This is a genomic window from Pseudomonas sp. ATCC 43928, assembly GCF_005938665.2.
Lineage (GTDB): Bacteria > Pseudomonadota > Gammaproteobacteria > Pseudomonadales > Pseudomonadaceae > Aquipseudomonas.
The window spans coordinates 1,932,696-1,949,539 of record NZ_CP041753.1; the positions used below are offsets into that span (position 1 = coordinate 1,932,696).

17 protein-coding genes are annotated in these 16,844 nt (G+C 59.6%); 15 read left to right on the plus strand and 2 right to left on the minus strand.

What is annotated here, in order from left to right:
• Nucleotides 1-216: 216 nt before the first annotated feature.
• The 5 genes from FFH90_RS08785 (at nt 217) to FFH90_RS08805 (ending at nt 5,358) form a co-directional block, all read left to right on the plus strand.
• Nucleotides 217-1,209 carry a 2-dehydro-3-deoxygalactonokinase gene (locus tag FFH90_RS08785; protein ID WP_138867008.1) on the plus strand — a complete coding sequence of 331 codons (993 nt, stop codon included), beginning with the start codon at nt 217-219 and terminating at the stop codon, nt 1,207-1,209.
• Between the two features lie 19 nt (nt 1,210-1,228).
• Nucleotides 1,229-1,849 (plus strand): 2-dehydro-3-deoxy-6-phosphogalactonate aldolase, encoded by a 621-nt coding sequence (locus tag FFH90_RS08790; protein WP_018926189.1) that lies wholly within the window; start codon nt 1,229-1,231, stop codon nt 1,847-1,849.
• Between the two features lie 47 nt (nt 1,850-1,896).
• Nucleotides 1,897-3,045, plus strand: a complete 1,149-nt coding sequence (dgoD, locus tag FFH90_RS08795) for a galactonate dehydratase (RefSeq protein WP_007903915.1) — start codon at nt 1,897-1,899, stop codon at nt 3,043-3,045.
• A 138-nt stretch (nt 3,046-3,183) separates the two neighbouring features.
• Nucleotides 3,184-4,494, plus strand: a complete 1,311-nt coding sequence (locus FFH90_RS08800; protein ID WP_019582752.1) for an MFS transporter — start codon at nt 3,184-3,186, stop codon at nt 4,492-4,494.
• Between the two features lie 60 nt (nt 4,495-4,554).
• Nucleotides 4,555-5,358 carry an IclR family transcriptional regulator gene (locus tag FFH90_RS08805; RefSeq protein WP_018926186.1) on the plus strand — a complete coding sequence of 268 codons (804 nt, stop codon included), beginning with the start codon at nt 4,555-4,557 and terminating at the stop codon, nt 5,356-5,358.
• Here FFH90_RS08805 and FFH90_RS08810 read toward each other — a convergent pair.
• Nucleotides 5,355-6,407 (minus strand): NAD(P)-dependent alcohol dehydrogenase, encoded by a 1,053-nt coding sequence (locus tag FFH90_RS08810; RefSeq protein ID WP_018926185.1) that lies wholly within the window; start codon nt 6,405-6,407, stop codon nt 5,355-5,357. The genes FFH90_RS08805 and FFH90_RS08810 overlap by 4 nt on opposite strands.
• Nucleotides 6,408-6,597: 190 nt before the next feature.
• Between FFH90_RS08810 and FFH90_RS08815 the strand changes: the two genes are divergently transcribed.
• Nucleotides 6,598-7,488 carry an AraC family transcriptional regulator gene (locus tag FFH90_RS08815; RefSeq protein WP_064616620.1) on the plus strand — a complete coding sequence of 297 codons (891 nt, stop codon included), beginning with the start codon at nt 6,598-6,600 and terminating at the stop codon, nt 7,486-7,488.
• An 83-nt stretch (nt 7,489-7,571) separates the two neighbouring features.
• Here the strand turns inward: FFH90_RS08815 and FFH90_RS08820 are convergent, their stop codons facing one another.
• A complete protein-coding gene (locus FFH90_RS08820) occupies nt 7,572-9,236 on the minus strand; it encodes an electron transfer flavoprotein-ubiquinone oxidoreductase (RefSeq protein WP_064616622.1) in 1,665 nt (554 codons plus the stop codon).
• Between the two features lie 546 nt (nt 9,237-9,782).
• On the opposite strand from FFH90_RS08820, the gene FFH90_RS08825 reads away from it, so the two are divergent.
• The 9 genes from FFH90_RS08825 to FFH90_RS08865 all read left to right on the plus strand — a co-directional run bounded on the left by FFH90_RS08825 (nt 9,783) and on the right by FFH90_RS08865 (nt 16,831).
• Entirely contained in the window at nt 9,783-10,532 is a 750-nt protein-coding gene (locus tag FFH90_RS08825) for an electron transfer flavoprotein subunit beta/FixA family protein (RefSeq protein ID WP_007903904.1), read from the plus strand.
• Between the two features lie 2 nt (nt 10,533-10,534).
• A complete protein-coding gene (locus FFH90_RS08830) occupies nt 10,535-11,464 on the plus strand; it encodes an electron transfer flavoprotein subunit alpha/FixB family protein (protein WP_019582611.1) in 930 nt (309 codons plus the stop codon).
• An 80-nt stretch (nt 11,465-11,544) separates the two neighbouring features.
• Nucleotides 11,545-12,393 (plus strand): ABC transporter substrate-binding protein, encoded by an 849-nt coding sequence (locus FFH90_RS08835; RefSeq protein ID WP_138867009.1) that lies wholly within the window; start codon nt 11,545-11,547, stop codon nt 12,391-12,393.
• 9 nt (nt 12,394-12,402) lie between these two features.
• Nucleotides 12,403-12,759, plus strand: coding sequence for a DUF4398 domain-containing protein (locus tag FFH90_RS08840; protein ID WP_064616625.1), 357 nt, complete (start codon nt 12,403-12,405; stop codon nt 12,757-12,759).
• Nucleotides 12,756-13,568 (plus strand): OmpA family protein, encoded by an 813-nt coding sequence (locus tag FFH90_RS08845; RefSeq protein ID WP_064616627.1) that lies wholly within the window; start codon nt 12,756-12,758, stop codon nt 13,566-13,568. The genes FFH90_RS08840 and FFH90_RS08845 overlap by 4 nt, the downstream gene beginning before the upstream one ends.
• A gap of 202 nt (nt 13,569-13,770) precedes the next feature.
• A complete protein-coding gene (locus FFH90_RS08850) occupies nt 13,771-15,210 on the plus strand; it encodes a PLP-dependent aminotransferase family protein (RefSeq protein WP_018929883.1) in 1,440 nt (479 codons plus the stop codon).
• An 87-nt stretch (nt 15,211-15,297) separates the two neighbouring features.
• Nucleotides 15,298-15,765 (plus strand): translation initiation factor 2, encoded by a 468-nt coding sequence (locus FFH90_RS08855; RefSeq protein ID WP_138867010.1) that lies wholly within the window; start codon nt 15,298-15,300, stop codon nt 15,763-15,765.
• 167 nt (nt 15,766-15,932) lie between these two features.
• The gene (locus FFH90_RS08860) at nt 15,933-16,187 is read left to right on the plus strand and encodes a YkgJ family cysteine cluster protein (RefSeq protein ID WP_007942053.1); all 255 of its coding nucleotides are present in this window, start codon (nt 15,933-15,935) and stop codon (nt 16,185-16,187) included.
• Nucleotides 16,188-16,228: 41 nt separating this feature from the next.
• Nucleotides 16,229-16,831 (plus strand): START domain-containing protein, encoded by a 603-nt coding sequence (locus FFH90_RS08865; RefSeq protein WP_018929881.1) that lies wholly within the window; start codon nt 16,229-16,231, stop codon nt 16,829-16,831.
• Nucleotides 16,832-16,844 lie beyond the last annotated feature (13 nt).

A 16,844-nucleotide genomic window follows, 5' to 3' on the forward strand; every position in this document is an offset into this window, starting at 1 on the left:
CCTCTAAAAGATCGCAGCCTTCGGCAGCTCCTGCACGGGATTGTGTTTCGACCGCGATATTGCGGGCGTACATCGAATCTGTAGGAACTGCCGAAGGCTGCGATCTTTTTTTGTGATGTCTCAATATGTGGGATTGATATTTATATATTGAGATTGTCCCTCGTCCAGGTTTATAGTCCAGCTCACTCACTGCCAAAAAACAAAACAGGTGAAGCGATGCTGGCGCAATTGATCGCGCTCGATTGGGGGACAACCTCATTACGTGCTTACAAACTCGGCTTCGGTGGCCAGGTGCTGGAACAGCGTGCGCTGTCGTCCGGGATCATGCAGTTGCCCAAGACGCCGCGAACCATCGCCGGTCAGGCATGCGCCGACGGTTTTGAACTGGCCTTCGACGAGGCTTGCGGTGACTGGCTCGACGCGCAGCCCGACGTTCCGGTGATTGCCTGTGGCATGGTCGGCAGTGCTCAGGGCTGGCGCGAAGCGGCCTACTGCGACACGCCGGCGAACGTCGCCAATCTCGGAACTTCCCTACAAACCGTTCGCAGTCTTCGCGGTGTCGATGTGCACATCGTGCCGGGTGTGATTCAGCGTTCGCACTTGCCCAACGTTATGCGTGGCGAGGAAACCCAGGTCCTCGGCGTATTGCAGAATCTGCCGGGCGAGGCGGGTAGGGATCTGCTGATAGGCCTGCCGGGCAGTCATTCGAAATGGGTGCAAGTGGCCGACGGCTGCATCGTGCATTTCGAGACCTTCATGACCGGCGAAGTCTTCGCCGTACTCAGCGAACACAGCATTCTGGGGCGCACTCAGCAGCGCGGTGGGGCTTTTGATGGCGATGCTTTTGACCGTGGCGTGCAAGTGGCGCTGTCGGCGGATGGCGAGATCGGGCCGCTGTCCACGTTGTTCAGTGCCCGCAGCCTGGGGCTGACCGGCGAGCTGAGTGCCACCGCTCAGCCGGACTATCTGTCCGGCCTGCTGATCGGCCATGAACTGTCGGCCCTGGCCACCGTTCAGCGACGTCGGCGCAACAGCGTGCACCTGCCCTCGATCATCCTCATCGGCAACGCTCAACTCTGCGCTCGCTACAGCCGGGCGCTCGACGCCTGCGGTTTTACCCGGGTGACCCTGGCCGAGCAGGCCACCGAACGCGGCTTGTGGCAGTTGGCGGTCGCCGCCGGACTGGTCACTGCAAACCCACCCCGTTAAACCTGACTGGAGGTCTGACATGCTCAAGCAAGCATTGGCACAAAACGGTCTGATCGCGATCTTGCGTGGCCTGCGTCCGCAAGAGGCGGCAGCCGTCGGCGAAGTCCTGTATTCGGCCGGATTTCGCGTCATCGAAGTGCCGCTTAATTCCCCTGAACCGTACGAAAGTATCCGCATCCTGCGCAGCACATTACCCGCCGATTGCCTGATCGGCGCGGGCACGGTGTTGACGCCGGAACAGGTCGAGCAGGTGAAAGCGGCGGGCGGCCAGGTGATCGTCATGCCCCACAGCGATGCCAAGGTGTTGCGCGCGGCGAAGGCAGCGGGGCTGTTCCTGTCGCCGGGCGTGGCGACGCCGACCGAAGCCTTTGCAGCCCTGGCCGAAGGGGCGGATGTGCTGAAGATGTTCCCGGCCGAGCAGATGGGCCCAGCCGTAGTGAAAGCCTGGCTGGCGGTGTTGCCTGCGGGGACGGTGCTGGTGCCGGTGGGCGGGATTACGCCAGACAACATGCAGGTGTTTGTCGAGGCCGGCGTCAAAGGTTTCGGTCTCGGCTCCGGGTTGTTCAAACCGGGCATGACGGCTGACGAAGTAGCGGTGCGCGCCAAGGCATATGTCGCTGCATGGAACGCTCTGCGTTAAGACTTTCTGGCGCTGTGAGCGCTACATCTACAAGAGAGACAATAGAGATGAAAATCACCAAACTCACCACCTTCATCGTTCCGCCACGCTGGTGCTTCCTCAAGGTCGAGACCGACGAGGGCGTGACCGGTTGGGGCGAGCCCGTGGTTGAAGGCCGCGCGCACACCGTCGCTGCTGCGGTCGAGGAATTGTCCGACTACCTGATCGGTAAAGATCCACGCAACATCGAAGACATCTGGACTGTGCTCTACCGTGGCGGCTTCTACCGGGGCGGGGCGATCCACATGAGCGCGCTGGCCGGTATCGACCAGGCATTGTGGGACATCAAGGGCAAGGCGCTGGGTGTGTCGGTCAGCGATTTGCTGGGTGGCCAGGTGCGGGACAAGATCCGGGTTTATTCCTGGATCGGTGGTGATCGCCCGGCGGACACTGCTCGCGCCGCGAAGGAAGCGGTCAGCCGTGGTTTCACCGCAGTGAAAATGAACGGCACCGAAGAGCTGCAATTCCTCGATTCCTTCGAGAAAGTCGACCTGGCGCTGGCCAACGTTGCCGCCGTGCGCGATGCGGTCGGCCCGAATGTCGGCATCGGCGTGGACTTCCATGGTCGGGTACACAAGCCGATGGCCAAGGTGCTGATGAAGGAGCTCGACCCGTACAAACTGATGTTCATTGAAGAACCAGTGCTCAGTGAAAACTACGAAGCGCTGAAGGAGCTGGCGCCGCTGACCAGCACGCCGATTGCCCTTGGCGAGCGGTTGTTCTCGCGCTGGGATTTCAAGCGTGTGCTCAGCGAAGGCTACGTCGACATCATCCAGCCTGATGCGTCCCATGCGGGCGGCATCACCGAAACCCGCAAGATCGCCAACATGGCCGAAGCCTACGACGTGGCGCTGGCGCTGCATTGCCCATTGGGGCCGATTGCCCTGGCGGCGTGCCTGCAACTGGACGCGGTTTGCTACAACGCGTTCATTCAGGAACAGAGCCTGGGCATCCATTACAACGAGAGCAATGACCTGCTCGATTACGTGAAAGACCCGCGAGTGTTCGACTACGACAAAGGCTTCGTGAAGATCCCCAATGGGCCGGGTTTGGGGATCGAGATCAACGAGGAATACGTGATTGAGCGTGCTGCCGTCGGCCACCGCTGGCGCAACCCGATCTGGCGCCATGCCGATGGCAGTTTTGCCGAGTGGTGATACTCACGCGGTGATCGTTCCCACGCTCTGCGTGGGAATTCCTCGCCGGACGCTCTTGGCCGCATGGCTGCGTTCCCGCGCAGAGCGTAGGAACGATCAACCACCATGACCTCAATAAACATAAGAAGAGGCACCCCCATGCAACCGCAAACCCTCACCGGGCAGGCGTCGTTGGTGACGCCCAGTCGCAAGCGTTTTTTCATCATGGTCCTGTTGTTCATCACGGTGGTGATCAACTACCTGGACCGCAGCAACCTGTCCATTGCCGCCCCGGCGCTGACCAGCGACCTGGGCATCGATCCGATTCATGTCGGGCTGATTTTTTCCGCATTCGGCTGGACCTACGCCGCCATGCAGATCCCCGGCGGCTGGCTGGTGGACCGGGTGCCGCCGCGCATTCTCTATAGCGTTGCATTGCTGCTGTGGTCGCTGGCCACGGTGATGCTCGGTTTCGCCGCCAGTTTTATCGCATTGTTCGTGCTGCGCATGGCGGTCGGAGCGCTGGAAGCGCCGGCGTACCCGATCAACAGCCGCGTAGTGACAACCTGGTTCCCCGAGCGCGAACGCGCCACAGCCATCGGTTTCTACACCTCCGGGCAGTTCGTCGGCCTGGCGTTCCTGACGCCGGTGCTTGCCTGGCTGCAACACCAATATGGCTGGCACATGGTGTTTGTCAGCACCGGTGTGGTGGGCATCCTTTGGGCAGTGATCTGGTACGCGGTGTATCGCGAACCACGGGATTTCAAGGGCGCCAATGACGCGGAAATCGAGCTGATCCGTGAGGGTGGCGGGTTGGTGGATATTCAGGCCGAAGCCGCCAGGGCCAAGGCGAAATTCAGCTGGATCGACCTCGGGATTGTCCTGAGCAAGCGCAAGTTGTGGGGCATTTACCTCGGCCAGTTCTGCCTCAATTCGACTTTATGGTTCTTCCTGACGTGGTTCCCGACTTACCTGGTGAAATATCGCGGCATGGACTTCATCAAGTCTGGCTTGCTGGCGTCACTGCCGTTTCTCGCAGCGTTTGTCGGCGTGCTGTGCTCGGGGTTTTTCTCGGACTTTTTGATCCGTCGCGGCTACACCGTAGGCTTCGCCCGCAAGCTACCGATCATTGGCGGACTGCTGATTTCCACCTCGATCATCGGCGCCAACTTCGTCGAATCGACGCCTCTGGTGATTGCCTTCCTCGCGCTGGCTTTCTTCGGCAACGGTCTGGCCTCGATCACCTGGTCGCTGGTGTCGACCCTGGCCCCGGCGCGCTTGCTCGGGCTGACCGGTGGGGTGTTCAATTTCATCGGCAACCTGGCGGCGATTACCACGCCGATTGTCATCGGTTTCCTTGCCTCCGGTGATTCGTTTGCTCCGGCGATCACCTATATCTCGGTTCTGGCGTTGCTGGGCGCGCTGTCCTACGTGTTGCTGGTGGGCAAGGTCGAGCGTATCAAGTTGTAGTCGCAGCCGTCCGGCGACCATAATGCCGCCCGTTCCCTCGCTCAACGGTAAAGGCTGGATATGCAGGAAGACGCCCCCAAAATCGCCAAGGACGCCGCGCCGACCGGCACCCAGACACTGCTTCGCGGCCTGGGTGTGGTGCAGGCGGTGGCCAGTGGCGCCCGCGATCTCAAGGAAATCGCCCGGCTGATCGGCACGACGCGCAGCACCACCCATCGTCTGGCCAGTTGCCTGGTGGACGAGCGTTATCTGCGGGTGGTGCCGCAGGTCGGCTATCTGTTGGGGCCGAAACTGATCGAACTGGGTTTTCAGGCGCGCGAAGAGCTGCCGTTGGTGACGCTGGCCGGGCCGTATCTGGATGAGTTGTCGGCATTGACCGGCGACACCATCCACCTGGCGATTCGTGAAGGTGACGAGGTGCTGTACCTGCTCAAGAATCCGGGGCGCAATGGCCCGGAAATGCGTTCGCGGGTCGGCCATCGCATGCCGTTGGCGCGTACCGGGATTGGTAAGGCGCTGATGCTTGATGACTCGCAGGAAGAATGGCAACGGCTGTATGAAATCAGCTTGCCGGTGGGCGGAAAAAATCAGTTCTGGCCGCAGCACCCAGAGCAATCCTGGGAGCAGTTTCAGCAGCGCATGATCGAGTACGTGGCCGGCGGTTACGCCTTCGACCTGGAAGACAACGAACCGTCGATCCGCTGCGTGGCGGCACCGATTCGCGATGCCAGCAAGCGCATTGTCGCCGGCATCAGCATCGCCAGCACCGTGCCGTACATGCCGCTGGAAAAAATGGCCGAGCTGATTCCCCTGATCAAAGGGGTCACAGCCCGGCTGTCGGCGGAATTGGGCCTGAAGGTTTAGAGTTTCAGCGTCGCCATGTCGATCACGAAGCGGTATTTCACGTCACCGGCGATCATGCGGGTGTAAGCCTCGTTGATCTGGTGGATGTCGAGCATTTCGATGTCGCAGGAGATGCCGTGCTCGGCGCAGAAGTCCAGTACTTCCTGGGTTTCGGCGATGCCGCCGATCAGTGAGCCGGCCAGCATGCGACGACCCAATACCAGTTTGGCAGCATGCACCGGCGGATCGATCGGCTCGATCAAGCCCACCAGAATGTGCACGCCGTCGAAACGCAGGGTATCGAGGTAGGGGTTGAGGTCGTGCTGCACCGGAATGGTGTCCAGCAGGAAGTCGAATTGTCCGGCGGCGGCCTTCATCTGTTCGGCATCGGTGGACACGATCACGTGGTCCGCGCCTTGGCGACGACCTTCTTCAGCCTTGCTCGCCGAGCGGGTGAACAAGGTCACCTCAGCGCCCATCGCCTTGGCGAACTTGATCCCCATGTGACCGAGACCGCCCATGCCAAGAATCCCGACCTTGTCACCGGCCTTCACGCCGTAGTGCTTGAGCGGCGAGTAGGTGGTGATGCCGGCACATAGAATCGGCGCGGCGCTGGCCAGGTCGAGCTTCTCCGGGATGCGCACGACAAAGTGCTCGCTGACCACGATGCTGTCCGAGTAACCGCCCATCGTGTTGCTGCCATCGACCCGGTCCGGGGTGGCGTACGTCATGGTCGGGCCTTCGAGGCAGTATTGCTCCAGATCGGCCTGGCAGGCTTCGCAATGGCGGCACGAGTCGACCATGCAACCGACGCCGACCAGATCGCCGACTTTGTGTTTAGTAACGTTCGCGCCGACGGCGGTCACTTTGCCGACGATCTCATGGCCGGGCATCAGCGGGTAAACCGCAATGCCCCACTCGTTGCGCGCCTGGTGGATGTCGGAATGGCAGACGCCGCAGTAGAGAATCTCGATTGCGACGTCGTCGGGCCGTGGACTGCGGCGTTCGAATTTCATCGGGGCGAGGGGAGTGGTGGGCGACTGAGCGGCGTATCCGATGGCGGTGTACATGGTGAACCTCGCAAAGCAGTGACAGGTGAGGCGAGCCATTCTGGGCACCGCACGGGTGACCGGCCATGGCGATTCCTCCGGGTGTCATGCCTAATCCTCCGGTATGCGCCGTTGATTGGCCGCATTGGCGTTCAGACCTGCGATGATGTTTTCATCCCTTTTTTCGCGACTTTTTTGTGAAGAGCTCTCCATGTTGTTGACCCGTCATCTCGATGCCAATGCCACGCTGGTTTCGCTGATCCAGCCGCTGACCACCCGCGATGGTTTCACGCCTACCACGTTGCCGGGCGTGCAGATTTTGCGGGCCAGTTGTGATTTGGCCCGTGGCCCGCAAATCTACGAGCCAAGCCTGGTCATCATCGCCCAGGGCAGCAAGTTGGCGTATCTGGGGTCGCGTACTCTGGAATACGGTGCCGGGCATTATTTGATTCAGGCGCTGCCGGTGCCGTTCGAGTGCGAGACGTTTTCCGCGCCCGATGGCCCGATGCTGGGCATTTCCATCGCCATTGACCGGGTGTTGCTCGGTGAGTTGGTGCTGGCCATGGGGCTGGCGTCGGGGCGCTATATCGCGGCGCAGACGCCAGAGTCCATGACTTCGGCGGTGCTCGATGATGCGATGCGGGGTTGTGTTGAACGGCTGTTGCGCTGTCTGCACGACCCGCTGGAGAGCCAGGTTATGGGACAGGCGCGATTGCGTGAGTTGTTGTTCGTCGCCTTGCGTGGGCCGCAAGCCGATGTATTGCGGGCGCTGGTGGAGCAACAGGGGCAGTTCGCCCGGATCGCGGCCTCCCTGAGCCATCTGCATGCCCATTACACCGAGCCGCTGAACGTCGAAGCCCTGGCCAGCTGCGCCAACATGAGCGCATCGACGTTTCACGAGCATTTCAAACGCTGCACCTTGTTGTCGCCAGTGCAGTATCTGAAGCGTTTGCGCTTGCTCAAGGCCCAGCGCTTGCTGCAGGGCGAAGGATTGGGCGTGGCCCAGGTGGCGCATCGGGTGGGGTATCAGAGTACGTCGCAGTTCAGCCGTGAGTACAAGCGCTACTTCGAGCGTAATCCGGGGGATGAGCGCGCTGCCTGATCCACAGGTTCTTGTGGTGACGCTTGAATTGCGGGCAACAAAAAGGCCCCCGTTCAGGGAGCCTTGTTGTTCAGACGGTCGACTTACATGTTCGGGTAAGTCGGGCCGCCGGAGCCTTCCGGCGCCACCCAGGTGATGTTCTGTGCAGGGTCCTTGATGTCGCAGGTCTTGCAGTGAACGCAGTTCTGGGCGTTGATCTGGAAGCGCTTCTCGCCGTCTTCCTGGGTGACCACTTCGTACACGCCGGCCGGGCAGTAACGCTGGGCAGGTTCATCGTACAGCGGCAGGTTCTTGCTGATCGGGATGCTCGCGTCGGCCAGCTTCAGATGGCACGGCTGCTCTTCTTCGTGGTTGGTACCGGAGATGAACACCGAGCTGAGTTTGTCGAAGCTGATCTTGCCGTCCGGTTTCGGGTAGTCGATCTTCTTGCAGTCGGCCGCCAGTTTCAGGCACGCGTAATCCGGCTTGGTGTCGTGCAGGGTGAACGGCAGTTTGCCGCCGAAGATGTTCTGGTCGATCCAGTTGAAACCGCCGCCGACAATGGCGCCGAACTTGTGGATCGCTGGGCCGAAGTTTCGGCTGGCGAACAGTTCGTCGTAGAGCCAGCTCTTCTTGAAGGCGTCGACGTAAGTAGTCAGCTCTTGCGTGCCGTCCAGATCGGCGAACAGCGCGTCGGCTACCGCGTCAGCGGCGAGCATGCCGGACTTCATCGCCGTGTGGCTGCCCTTGATCTTGGCGAAGTTCAGGGTGCCGAGGTCGCAACCGATCAGAGCGCCGCCCTTGAAGACCATTTTCGGCAGCGAGTTCAGGCCGCCTTTGCAGATGGCGCGAGCGCCGTAGCTGACGCGCTTGCCGCCTTCCAGATATTGCTTGAGCACCGGGTGATGCTTGAGGCGCTGGAACTCATCGAACGGCGACAGGAAGGTGTTGCTGTAGGAAAGATCGACGATCAGACCGACCACCACCTGGTTGTTTTCCAAGTGATAGAGGAACGAGCCCCCGGTGTTCTCGGTGCCCATGATGTCCAGCGGCCAGCCGGCGGTGTGGACCACCAGGCCAGGCTGGTGCTTGGCCGGGTCGATTTCCCAGATTTCTTTCAGGCCGATACCGTAATGCTGGGCGTCGGCTTCGCTGTCGAGGTTGAAACGCTTGATCAGCTGCTTGCCGATGTGGCCGCGGCAACCTTCGGCGAACAGCGTGTACTTGGCGCGCAGTTCCATGCCTGGGGTGTACAGGCCTTCTTTCGGATTGCCTTCGCGGTCAACGCCCAGATCGCCGGTGATGATCCCGCGGACTACGCCGTTCTCGTCGAACAGCGCTTCCTGGGCGGCGAAGCCCGGGTAGATTTCCACGCCCAGGTTCTCGGCCTGCTGGGCCAGCCAGCGGCACAGGTTGCCCAGGGAGATAATGTAGTTACCTTCGTTGTGCATGGTCTTGGGCACAAAGAAGTCTGGAATCTTCTGCGCGCTGTCAGCGTTTTTCAGAACGAAGATGTCATCGCGGGTGACTGGCGTGTTCAGCGGCGCACCGAGTTCTTTCCAGTCGGGGAACAGTTCGTTCAGGGCCCGTGGTTCGAACACGGCACCGGACAGGATATGAGCGCCGACTTCGGAGCCTTTTTCGACCACGCAGACGCTGATTTCCTTACCGGCTTCGGCGGCCTTCTGCTTCAAACGGCAGGCGGCGGACAGGCCAGCGGGGCCGGCACCGACGATGACCACGTCGAATTCCATGTATTCGCGTTCCACAGGCTATCTCCTACTCAAGGCTCAACAGTTTTTTTTCTAATTGGAGGTTGGGTGTCGCATTCATGAATTCCCCATAGTGCGGTACAGAGGACAATCGATGAACCACCTTTCTCTTTGGGTGGCGCATTATATCTACACCACTCTTAGCGTCCAATACAAACGTTTGTTTGAATCGGCTCAAAGCCAGATAAATCAAAGTCACGCGGCTTATGACTGGCCATTTTGCCGTATTGACCGGAATAGGTGTTCCGGTCAAGATACGGGCGGTTTTGCGCTCGCCGTAGGCTGAATGTAGGTTTCAAGAGCACCTCTAAAGACAGGGCGATGGCAGTACAAGGTGAAGCGCCGCGCAGGTATCGCGCGCAGTTTACACGCCACGGTAATGAATGACTTGTCGGTCACCACTGACGAACGGTCATCAGCCTTGTGAGCAAGGTTCACCCAATACACCTGCCAGCGTTTTTAGAGGTGCCCTTGCGCCGATGAGCATCAACCGCCAGGTTCGCCTAGGCGACTTTCTTTTCACCGGAGAGTAACGAGGAATCCATGAAGGTTCTTGTAGCTGTCAAACGCGTTGTGGATTACAACGTCAAGGTTCGCGTCAAGGCGGACAATTCCGGCGTCGACCTCGCCAACGTCAAGATGTCGATGAACCCGTTCTGCGAAATCGCAGTGGAAGAAGCCGTACGTCTGAAAGAGAAAGGCGTGGCGACTGAAATCGTCGTCGTCTCCATCGGCCCATCCACCGCTCAAGAGCAACTGCGCACCGCGCTGGCTCTGGGTGCCGACCGCGCCATCCTCGTCGAATCCGCTGAAGATCTGACTTCCCTGGCCGTGGCCAAGCTGCTCAAGGCAGTGGTCGACAAGGAGCAGCCACAGCTGGTGATCCTCGGCAAACAAGCCATCGACAGCGACAACAACCAGACTGGCCAGATGCTCGCGGCATTGAGCGGCTACGGTCAGGGCACGTTCGCGTCGAAAGTCGAAGTGTCCGGCGATACAGTTGCCGTGACCCGCGAAATCGACGGCGGCGCGCAAACGGTTTCCCTGAAACTGCCGGCCATCGTCACCACCGACCTGCGTTTGAACGAGCCGCGCTACGCGTCCCTGCCAAACATCATGAAAGCCAAGAAGAAGCCTCTCGAAGTGCTGACTCCAGACGCTTTGGGCGTTTCCACCGCCTCCACCAACAAGACCCTGAAAGTCGAAGCGCCAGCTGCACGCAGCGCGGGTATCAAGGTCAAGTCGGTGGCTGAACTGGTCGAGAAACTGAAAAACGAAGCGAAGGTAATCTAATCATGACTATCTTGGTAATCGCCGAACACGACAACAAAGTGCTGGCCCCGGCCACGCTGAACACCGTTGCTGCTGCCGCCAAGATCGGTGGCGACATCCACGTTCTGGTTGCAGGCCAGGGCGCTGGCGCCGTGGTTGAAGCCGCTGCGAAAATCGCTGGCGTGAGCAAAGTCCTGAACGCTGACAATGCTGCTTACGCACATCAGCTGCCGGAAAACGTTGCTCCACTGGTAGCCGAGTTGGGCAAGGGCTACAGCCACATCCTGGCTGCCGCCACTTCCAACGGCAAAAACATCCTGCCGCGCGTCGCCGCTCAGCTGGACGTTGACCAGATCTCCGAGATCATCTCGGTAGAAAGCGCCGATACCTTCAAGCGCCCGATCTACGCCGGTAACGCCATCGCTACTGTGCAATCGAATGCTGCAGTGAAAGTGATCACCGTGCGTGCGACCGGTTTCGACCCGGTGGCGGCTGAAGGTGGTTCGGCCGCCGTTGAAGCTGTTGCCGCTGTTCACAACGCCGGCACTTCCAGCTTCGTCAACGAAGAACTGGCCAAGTCCGATCGTCCGGAACTGACCGCTGCCAAGATCGTCGTTTCCGGTGGTCGTGGCATGCAGAACGGCGACAACTTCAAACACCTGTACGCCCTGGCCGACAAGCTGGGCGCTGCCGTCGGTGCTTCGCGCGCTGCGGTTGACGCAGGTTTCGTACCCAACGACATGCAGGTCGGTCAGACCGGCAAGATCGTTGCGCCACAGCTGTACATCGCCGTCGGGATCTCCGGCGCGATCCAGCACCTGGCCGGCATGAAAGACTCCAAAGTGATCGTGGCGATCAACAAGGACGAAGAAGCGCCGATCTTCCAGGTGGCCGATTACGGCCTGGTGGCAGACCTGTTCGAAGCCATCCCTGAGTTCGAGAAGCTGGTCTAATCCGGCGGCTTGACTTATAAAGAGCCCGGCCTTTTGGTCGGGCTTTTTTTGTTCCGGATTTGAGTGGGGAGAGTGTTGCCATGGATCTGCGCCACTGGTTTGGCTGCTCTTTTTTGCCAGGATTGTGTTTAAGTCTGGCGCTGATGCCGGGGCTGTCCAGCGCTGCAGGCAAATGCGAACGCTTGATCGTGACCGGCAGTCCCGACGCACCACCGTACCTGTGGCAAGACCCGCAAAACCCTAAGCACCTGATTGGCGCCAGTGCTGATTTGTTGCAGCAAGTGGCGGGGGAGTTGGGCATCAAGGTTGAGCTGCTTTATGCCGGCAAACGTTCCCAGGCCCTGGACGAAGTGCGCAGCGGGCGGATGGACATGCTGGCCGATGCGCCGTTGATGGTCACTGAACTGGAAAATCTGGATTACATCCATCCTGCGCTGCTGGAAAATGATTATCTGGTCTGGACTCGCAACGACTCGTTATTGGTTTACAACGAAGCGCAGGACCTCCACGGTCATCCCGGCGCGTTGTCGGAAAAGGCTCGAGTGAGCCCTTCATTCGGCACTTTCGCCGAGCAGCAATTGACCCTCTTGCGCACACCCAATCTGACTCAGGCCTTTCAGAAATTGCTGCTGGGCGAGGTGGAGTTTGTCCTCGCCGGTCGCTACTCGGGCATGGCCATGGTGCAAACGCTGGGGATGGCCAATGACTTGATGGCCCACTCACAACCCATCGACAAACCCGGCCTGTACCTCGCGGTTTCCCATAACTCCGCCTGTAACGATCCTTGGTTGCGCGGACAGCTGGCCAAAAAGATGACAGAATTGCCCGCCTCCGGACTGACGGAAGCTGCGTTGCTGCGCAATATCGAGCGTTGGAAAGCGCAAGGCTCACAGCCGCAGCCACAACCTGTCAGTACCCCAAAACAGTAGGGATTTTTAGTGAGTATTCGACCTCTTTTCGCTGCCCTGGCCGTTCTGGCTCTGGCGGGTTGTGCAGCCGATCCGGCGCCGAATGAACAAATACGCCTGACCGAACAGGCCCTCGAACAAGCCAAGGCCGTGGGCGCTACCGCCGAGGAAGTGCCGGAGCTGAAACTGGCCCAGGACAAGTTCAACCGTGCCAAGGGCAACATGGCCGACCAGTCCTTCAAGAATGCGCGCATGCGGGCCGAGCAGGCCGAGCTGGACGCGCGCCTGGCCGAAGCCCGGGTTCTGACCCTCAAGAGTGAGGCGCAGTTGAACGTGCTCAATACCCGCATCGCCCGCCTGCGCAAGCAACTGGGAGATGCTCAATGAACCTGAAGACCAAAGCACTCGGCGGCTTGATCCTGGCCGGCTGCGCAAGCCTTTATGGCTGCGCCGGTCAACACAGCGAAGTGGCGTTGCAGCAGGCCGGTGCCGACTTCCAGAAGGTCAAGGAAGACTCCAACGTGTTGCGTATCGCGCCCAAGGACGTGATCCGTGCCGGCGAGTCCCTGGCCCGCGCCGATCGACTGTCCAGCTACTGGGGCAGCGGTTCGGACGTGGCGCATTACGCCTACCTGAGCCAGCGCTACAGCGAAATCGCCCGGGAACATACCAATCAAGTGCTCAACGAAGAGCGCGCAGCGAAGCTCGAACTCGAGCGTCAGCGCCTGCAATTGGCGCTGCGTGAGTCCAAGTTGCTTAGCGTGCAGCAACAGGGCAAGTGGCTCGAAGAGCAGATCGTGGCGTTGGCGACCACCCAGACTGACCGTGGTCTGGTGATGACCCTGGGTGATGTGCTGTTCGATACCGGTGAAGCGGAGCTGAAGAGCTCGGCGAACCGCGTGGTGTTGAAAATCGTCCAGTTCCTGCAGCTCAACCCTAAGCGTGTGGTGCGGATCGAGGGTTATACCGACAGCACTGGCGGTAAACAGGAAAACCTCAAGCTGTCCCGCGACCGGGCGCAATCGGTAGCTGACGTATTGACGGACCTGGGCATCGACGACAAACGCATCCAGGTTGAAGGGTACGGCGATGAGTACCCGGTGGACGCCAACGCTTCCGAGCGCGGTCGTGCGCAGAACCGTCGGGTGGAAATTGTGTTCTCCGACGAAAAAGGCCAGCTCGGCGCGGCCCGTTAAGGGCTGCGTCACTGGAAAAACCCGGCCTGCTCAGCAGCGCCGGGTTTTTTTGCGCCCGTCAAATGCGTCGTAAAACAGTACAGCTTTTGCTGACACCGCACTGTATGGTCGACTATTGTAGTAACTGTCCCAGTACACTTCTAAACTGTTCCGGTATTGTTTCACACAAGAATAAAATGCCCGTGAAATCGAGTGCTGCGTCATGACCAATCTCTTGCTCTATCAACGTATTGCTCAGCAACTGGCCGAAGACATCCGCCGCGGCGTCTATCAGCCGGGAGAGCGCGTGCCTTCAGTACGCAAGATGAGCTCGCAGCTCAACGTCAGCCATGCGACGGTGTTGCAGGCCTACGCCAACCTTGAAGATCAAGGGCTGATCCGTGCCCGGCCGCAATCCGGTTACTACGTGCACCAGACACCTGCCCTGACGGCACCGACCCCGGACATCGCCCGGGTCGAGCGCCCAGGCCTGGTCACCCGCAGCAGCATCATTCAGCAAGTCCTGGTCGAATCCCGCCGTGAGGGGGTCTTCCCGTTGGGCGCGGCTGTACCGAGTGTCGATTATCTGCCGGTGCGGGCACTGCATCAGCAACTGGCCAAAGTCACCCGTTTCCATAGTCCGCGCGCGTTCAGCTATATGTTCAGCCCTGGTTTCGAGCCGTTGCGTCGGCAAGTGGCGATCCGCATGCGCGATGCCGGCGTGGTGGTTGATCCGTCGGAAGTGGTAATCACCCACGGCTGCGTCGATGCATTGCAGATGTCTCTGCGCGTATTGACCCGGCCGGGCGATCTGATCGCCGCCGAGTCGCCGACCTATTACGGTTTGCTGCAACTGGCCGACCTGCTGGGGCTGAAAGTCATCGAGATCCCCAGCGATCCGGCCACCGGCATGAGCCTCGAAGCCTTGCAATTGGCGGCCAACCAGTGGTCGATCAAGGCACTGGTGCTGACCACGCGCCTGAGCAATCCCTTGGGCGGCACCATGCCCGAAGAGCGGCAGAAACAACTGCTGCGCCTGGCCTCGGATTTCGATATCCAGATCGTTGAAGACGATATTTATGGCGAGCTGATGTTCGAGCAGGGGCGCACCAAATCGCTCAAGGCCTATGACCGGCTGGATCGGGTGATTTATTGCTCCAGCTTCTCCAAAACCCTGTCGCCCGGCGTGCGGATCGGCTGGATGATTGCCGGCAAGTACCAGCAGGAAATTCAGCGCTTGCAGACGTTCAGCACGCATTCGGCCTGCAGTGTCACGCAAATGGGCATTGCCGCCTATCTGGAGAACGGCGGGTACGACCGGCATTTGCGTTACATCCGTCAGGAGTACCGCAAGAACCTCAGCGCTTTCCAACTGGCAGTGCAGCAATACTTCCCGGAAGGCACACAGATGACCCGGCCTACCGGCGGTTTCATTCTGTGGGTCAGTTTGCCGGGGCGGGTCAATACGCAAGAGTTGCATGTGCGTGCGCTGCAGCAGGGCATCAGCATTGCGCCGGGGCTTATTTTCAGTAACACCGAGCAATTCAATCACTGCATTCGCCTGAACTGCGGCATCCCCTGGAACCGCGAGGCCGAGCGTGCATTGATGACACTGGGGCTGCTGGCGACGCAATTGTGTCAGGAGACAACGAGCGGTTTTTGACTTGCGGGGCAGTTATGAACTGCCCGCTTGTCTTGTCGCCTCCAACAGGCGAGCATATAACCTTCTGCCGTTCGCGTCGTTGGGTCCATGAAGCCGATTTTTCCTTCTGCCTGGTTATTGATCTGCCTGTTGATGACTTGTCATGCGGAAGGTGTCATGGCGGCTTCCGTTCAGGAAAAACCGACAGCCGCCGCAACCGCGAAAAAAACGGCGACGGCTATAAAAACCGCTCCGGTCAAAAAAAAGGCTGCCCCGGTCAAAAAGCGTTCTCCCATTGCTTCCAAGTCAAAACCAGCCAGCGAAGTGTTGAAAACCAACCTCCCTCCCGCCAATCTCGACTTGAGCTTGCCCAAGGATAAGGTCGATGAATTGAAACCGGTCGGCACGGTACCGTTGCCTCGACACGATGCGGTGTTGCCGCAAATGTTCGGTGGCAAAAGCAGTCCGTTTCAGCTGAACGGTCGCCTGATCAGCAACGAAATGCAGCTGCAACGGCGCAATGAAGAGCGCCGGGACGTTGAAGGCGCGGCACTGGAATTCGAGTTCAAGCAGTAAATTTCCCCCTGTTCGTGACCCGCGAAACAGACGCTTTGTCGGAGACTGGTCAGTCACGTTCGTTTGAGCGTAAAAACCCGGGCCCGGGTAATTTAAAACAACTGTTTTAGCCGTTACTCTGTGCCGCGTCCCTTTAACACATTGCTCGTCGCGAGGAGCTTGTCGTCATGAGATGCCGTGAAGGCTGTGGCGCCTGTTGCATTGCCCCTTCCATCAGTTCGCCGATTCCCGGCATGCCCAATGGCAAAGCCGCCGGAGAACGATGCGTACAACTGTCTGCCGATAACCTGTGCAGCATTTTCGGCAAGCCGGAACGCCCCGCGGTGTGTTCGGCATTTGAGGCCGATGTCGAGGTTTGCGGAAGCAGCCGCGACGAAGCGATCAAATTGCTGGGCTGGTGGGAGCAAATGACGGCCGCGTGATGTGTTCAACGAACGGAACTTCAACAATAAGGAATAAGACTATGGGTTCGCTGCATCGTATCGCTGTGCTGTGTGGTTTGACGGTTTTGCTGGCCTCCACGGCCCAGGCCGAAGACTGGAAAACCGCCAAGGACGAAGATGGCATCAAGGTGTCCTTGAGTGAGGTGGCCGGTTCCCAATACAAGGCTTACCGTGGTGTAACGATCATGAAGACCACCATGGCCAAACTGCGTGCACTGCAGGAAGATGTTCCGGGAGCCTGCGCCTGGATTCACGAGTGCAAGGTCCAGAAGCTGCTCAAGCACGAAGGCAACCAGAGCTGGACCTACACTCAGTTCAATACACCCTGGCCGGTCACTGCTCGCGATTCGGTGTTGCATGTCACTACCGTTGACGGCGCTGATGGCAGCCTGACCCGCGAGCTGGAAGGGCAGCCGAAGTACCTTCCGGAAGAAAAGGGTTTTGTACGGGTCGCCCAGGTCAAGGGTTTCTGGAAGTTCGTGCCTAAAGGCGATCAAGTCGAAGTGACTTATCAGGTTCACACTGATCCAGGCGGCAGCGTGCCGTCGTGGTTGGCCAACAAGTTCGTGGTCGATGCGCCGTTCAATACTCTCAAAGCCCTGAAAGAACGCGCCGAGAAGTAGCCACGTATCCAGT

Bases quoted from the DNA above. Each gene is read 5' to 3' on its own strand.
- FFH90_RS08785 (WP_138867008.1), top strand. From the start codon at position 217: ATGCTGGCGCAATTGATCGCGCTCGATTGGGGGACAACCTCATTACGT.
- FFH90_RS08790 (WP_018926189.1), top strand. From the start codon at position 1,229: ATGCTCAAGCAAGCATTGGCACAAAACGGTCTGATCGCGATCTTGCGT.
- dgoD (WP_007903915.1), top strand. From the start codon at position 1,897: ATGAAAATCACCAAACTCACCACCTTCATCGTTCCGCCACGCTGGTGC.
- FFH90_RS08800 (WP_019582752.1), top strand. From the start codon at position 3,184: ATGCAACCGCAAACCCTCACCGGGCAGGCGTCGTTGGTGACGCCCAGT.
- FFH90_RS08805 (WP_018926186.1), top strand. From the start codon at position 4,555: ATGCAGGAAGACGCCCCCAAAATCGCCAAGGACGCCGCGCCGACCGGC.
- FFH90_RS08810 (WP_018926185.1), bottom strand. From the start codon at position 6,407: ATGTACACCGCCATCGGATACGCCGCTCAGTCGCCCACCACTCCCCTC.
- FFH90_RS08815 (WP_064616620.1), top strand. From the start codon at position 6,598: ATGTTGTTGACCCGTCATCTCGATGCCAATGCCACGCTGGTTTCGCTG.
- FFH90_RS08825 (WP_007903904.1), top strand. From the start codon at position 9,783: ATGAAGGTTCTTGTAGCTGTCAAACGCGTTGTGGATTACAACGTCAAG.
- FFH90_RS08830 (WP_019582611.1), top strand. From the start codon at position 10,535: ATGACTATCTTGGTAATCGCCGAACACGACAACAAAGTGCTGGCCCCG.
- FFH90_RS08835 (WP_138867009.1), top strand. From the start codon at position 11,545: ATGGATCTGCGCCACTGGTTTGGCTGCTCTTTTTTGCCAGGATTGTGT.
- FFH90_RS08845 (WP_064616627.1), top strand. From the start codon at position 12,756: ATGAACCTGAAGACCAAAGCACTCGGCGGCTTGATCCTGGCCGGCTGC.
- FFH90_RS08850 (WP_018929883.1), top strand. From the start codon at position 13,771: ATGACCAATCTCTTGCTCTATCAACGTATTGCTCAGCAACTGGCCGAA.
- FFH90_RS08855 (WP_138867010.1), top strand. From the start codon at position 15,298: ATGAAGCCGATTTTTCCTTCTGCCTGGTTATTGATCTGCCTGTTGATG.
- FFH90_RS08860 (WP_007942053.1), top strand. From the start codon at position 15,933: ATGAGATGCCGTGAAGGCTGTGGCGCCTGTTGCATTGCCCCTTCCATC.
- FFH90_RS08865 (WP_018929881.1), top strand. From the start codon at position 16,229: ATGGGTTCGCTGCATCGTATCGCTGTGCTGTGTGGTTTGACGGTTTTG.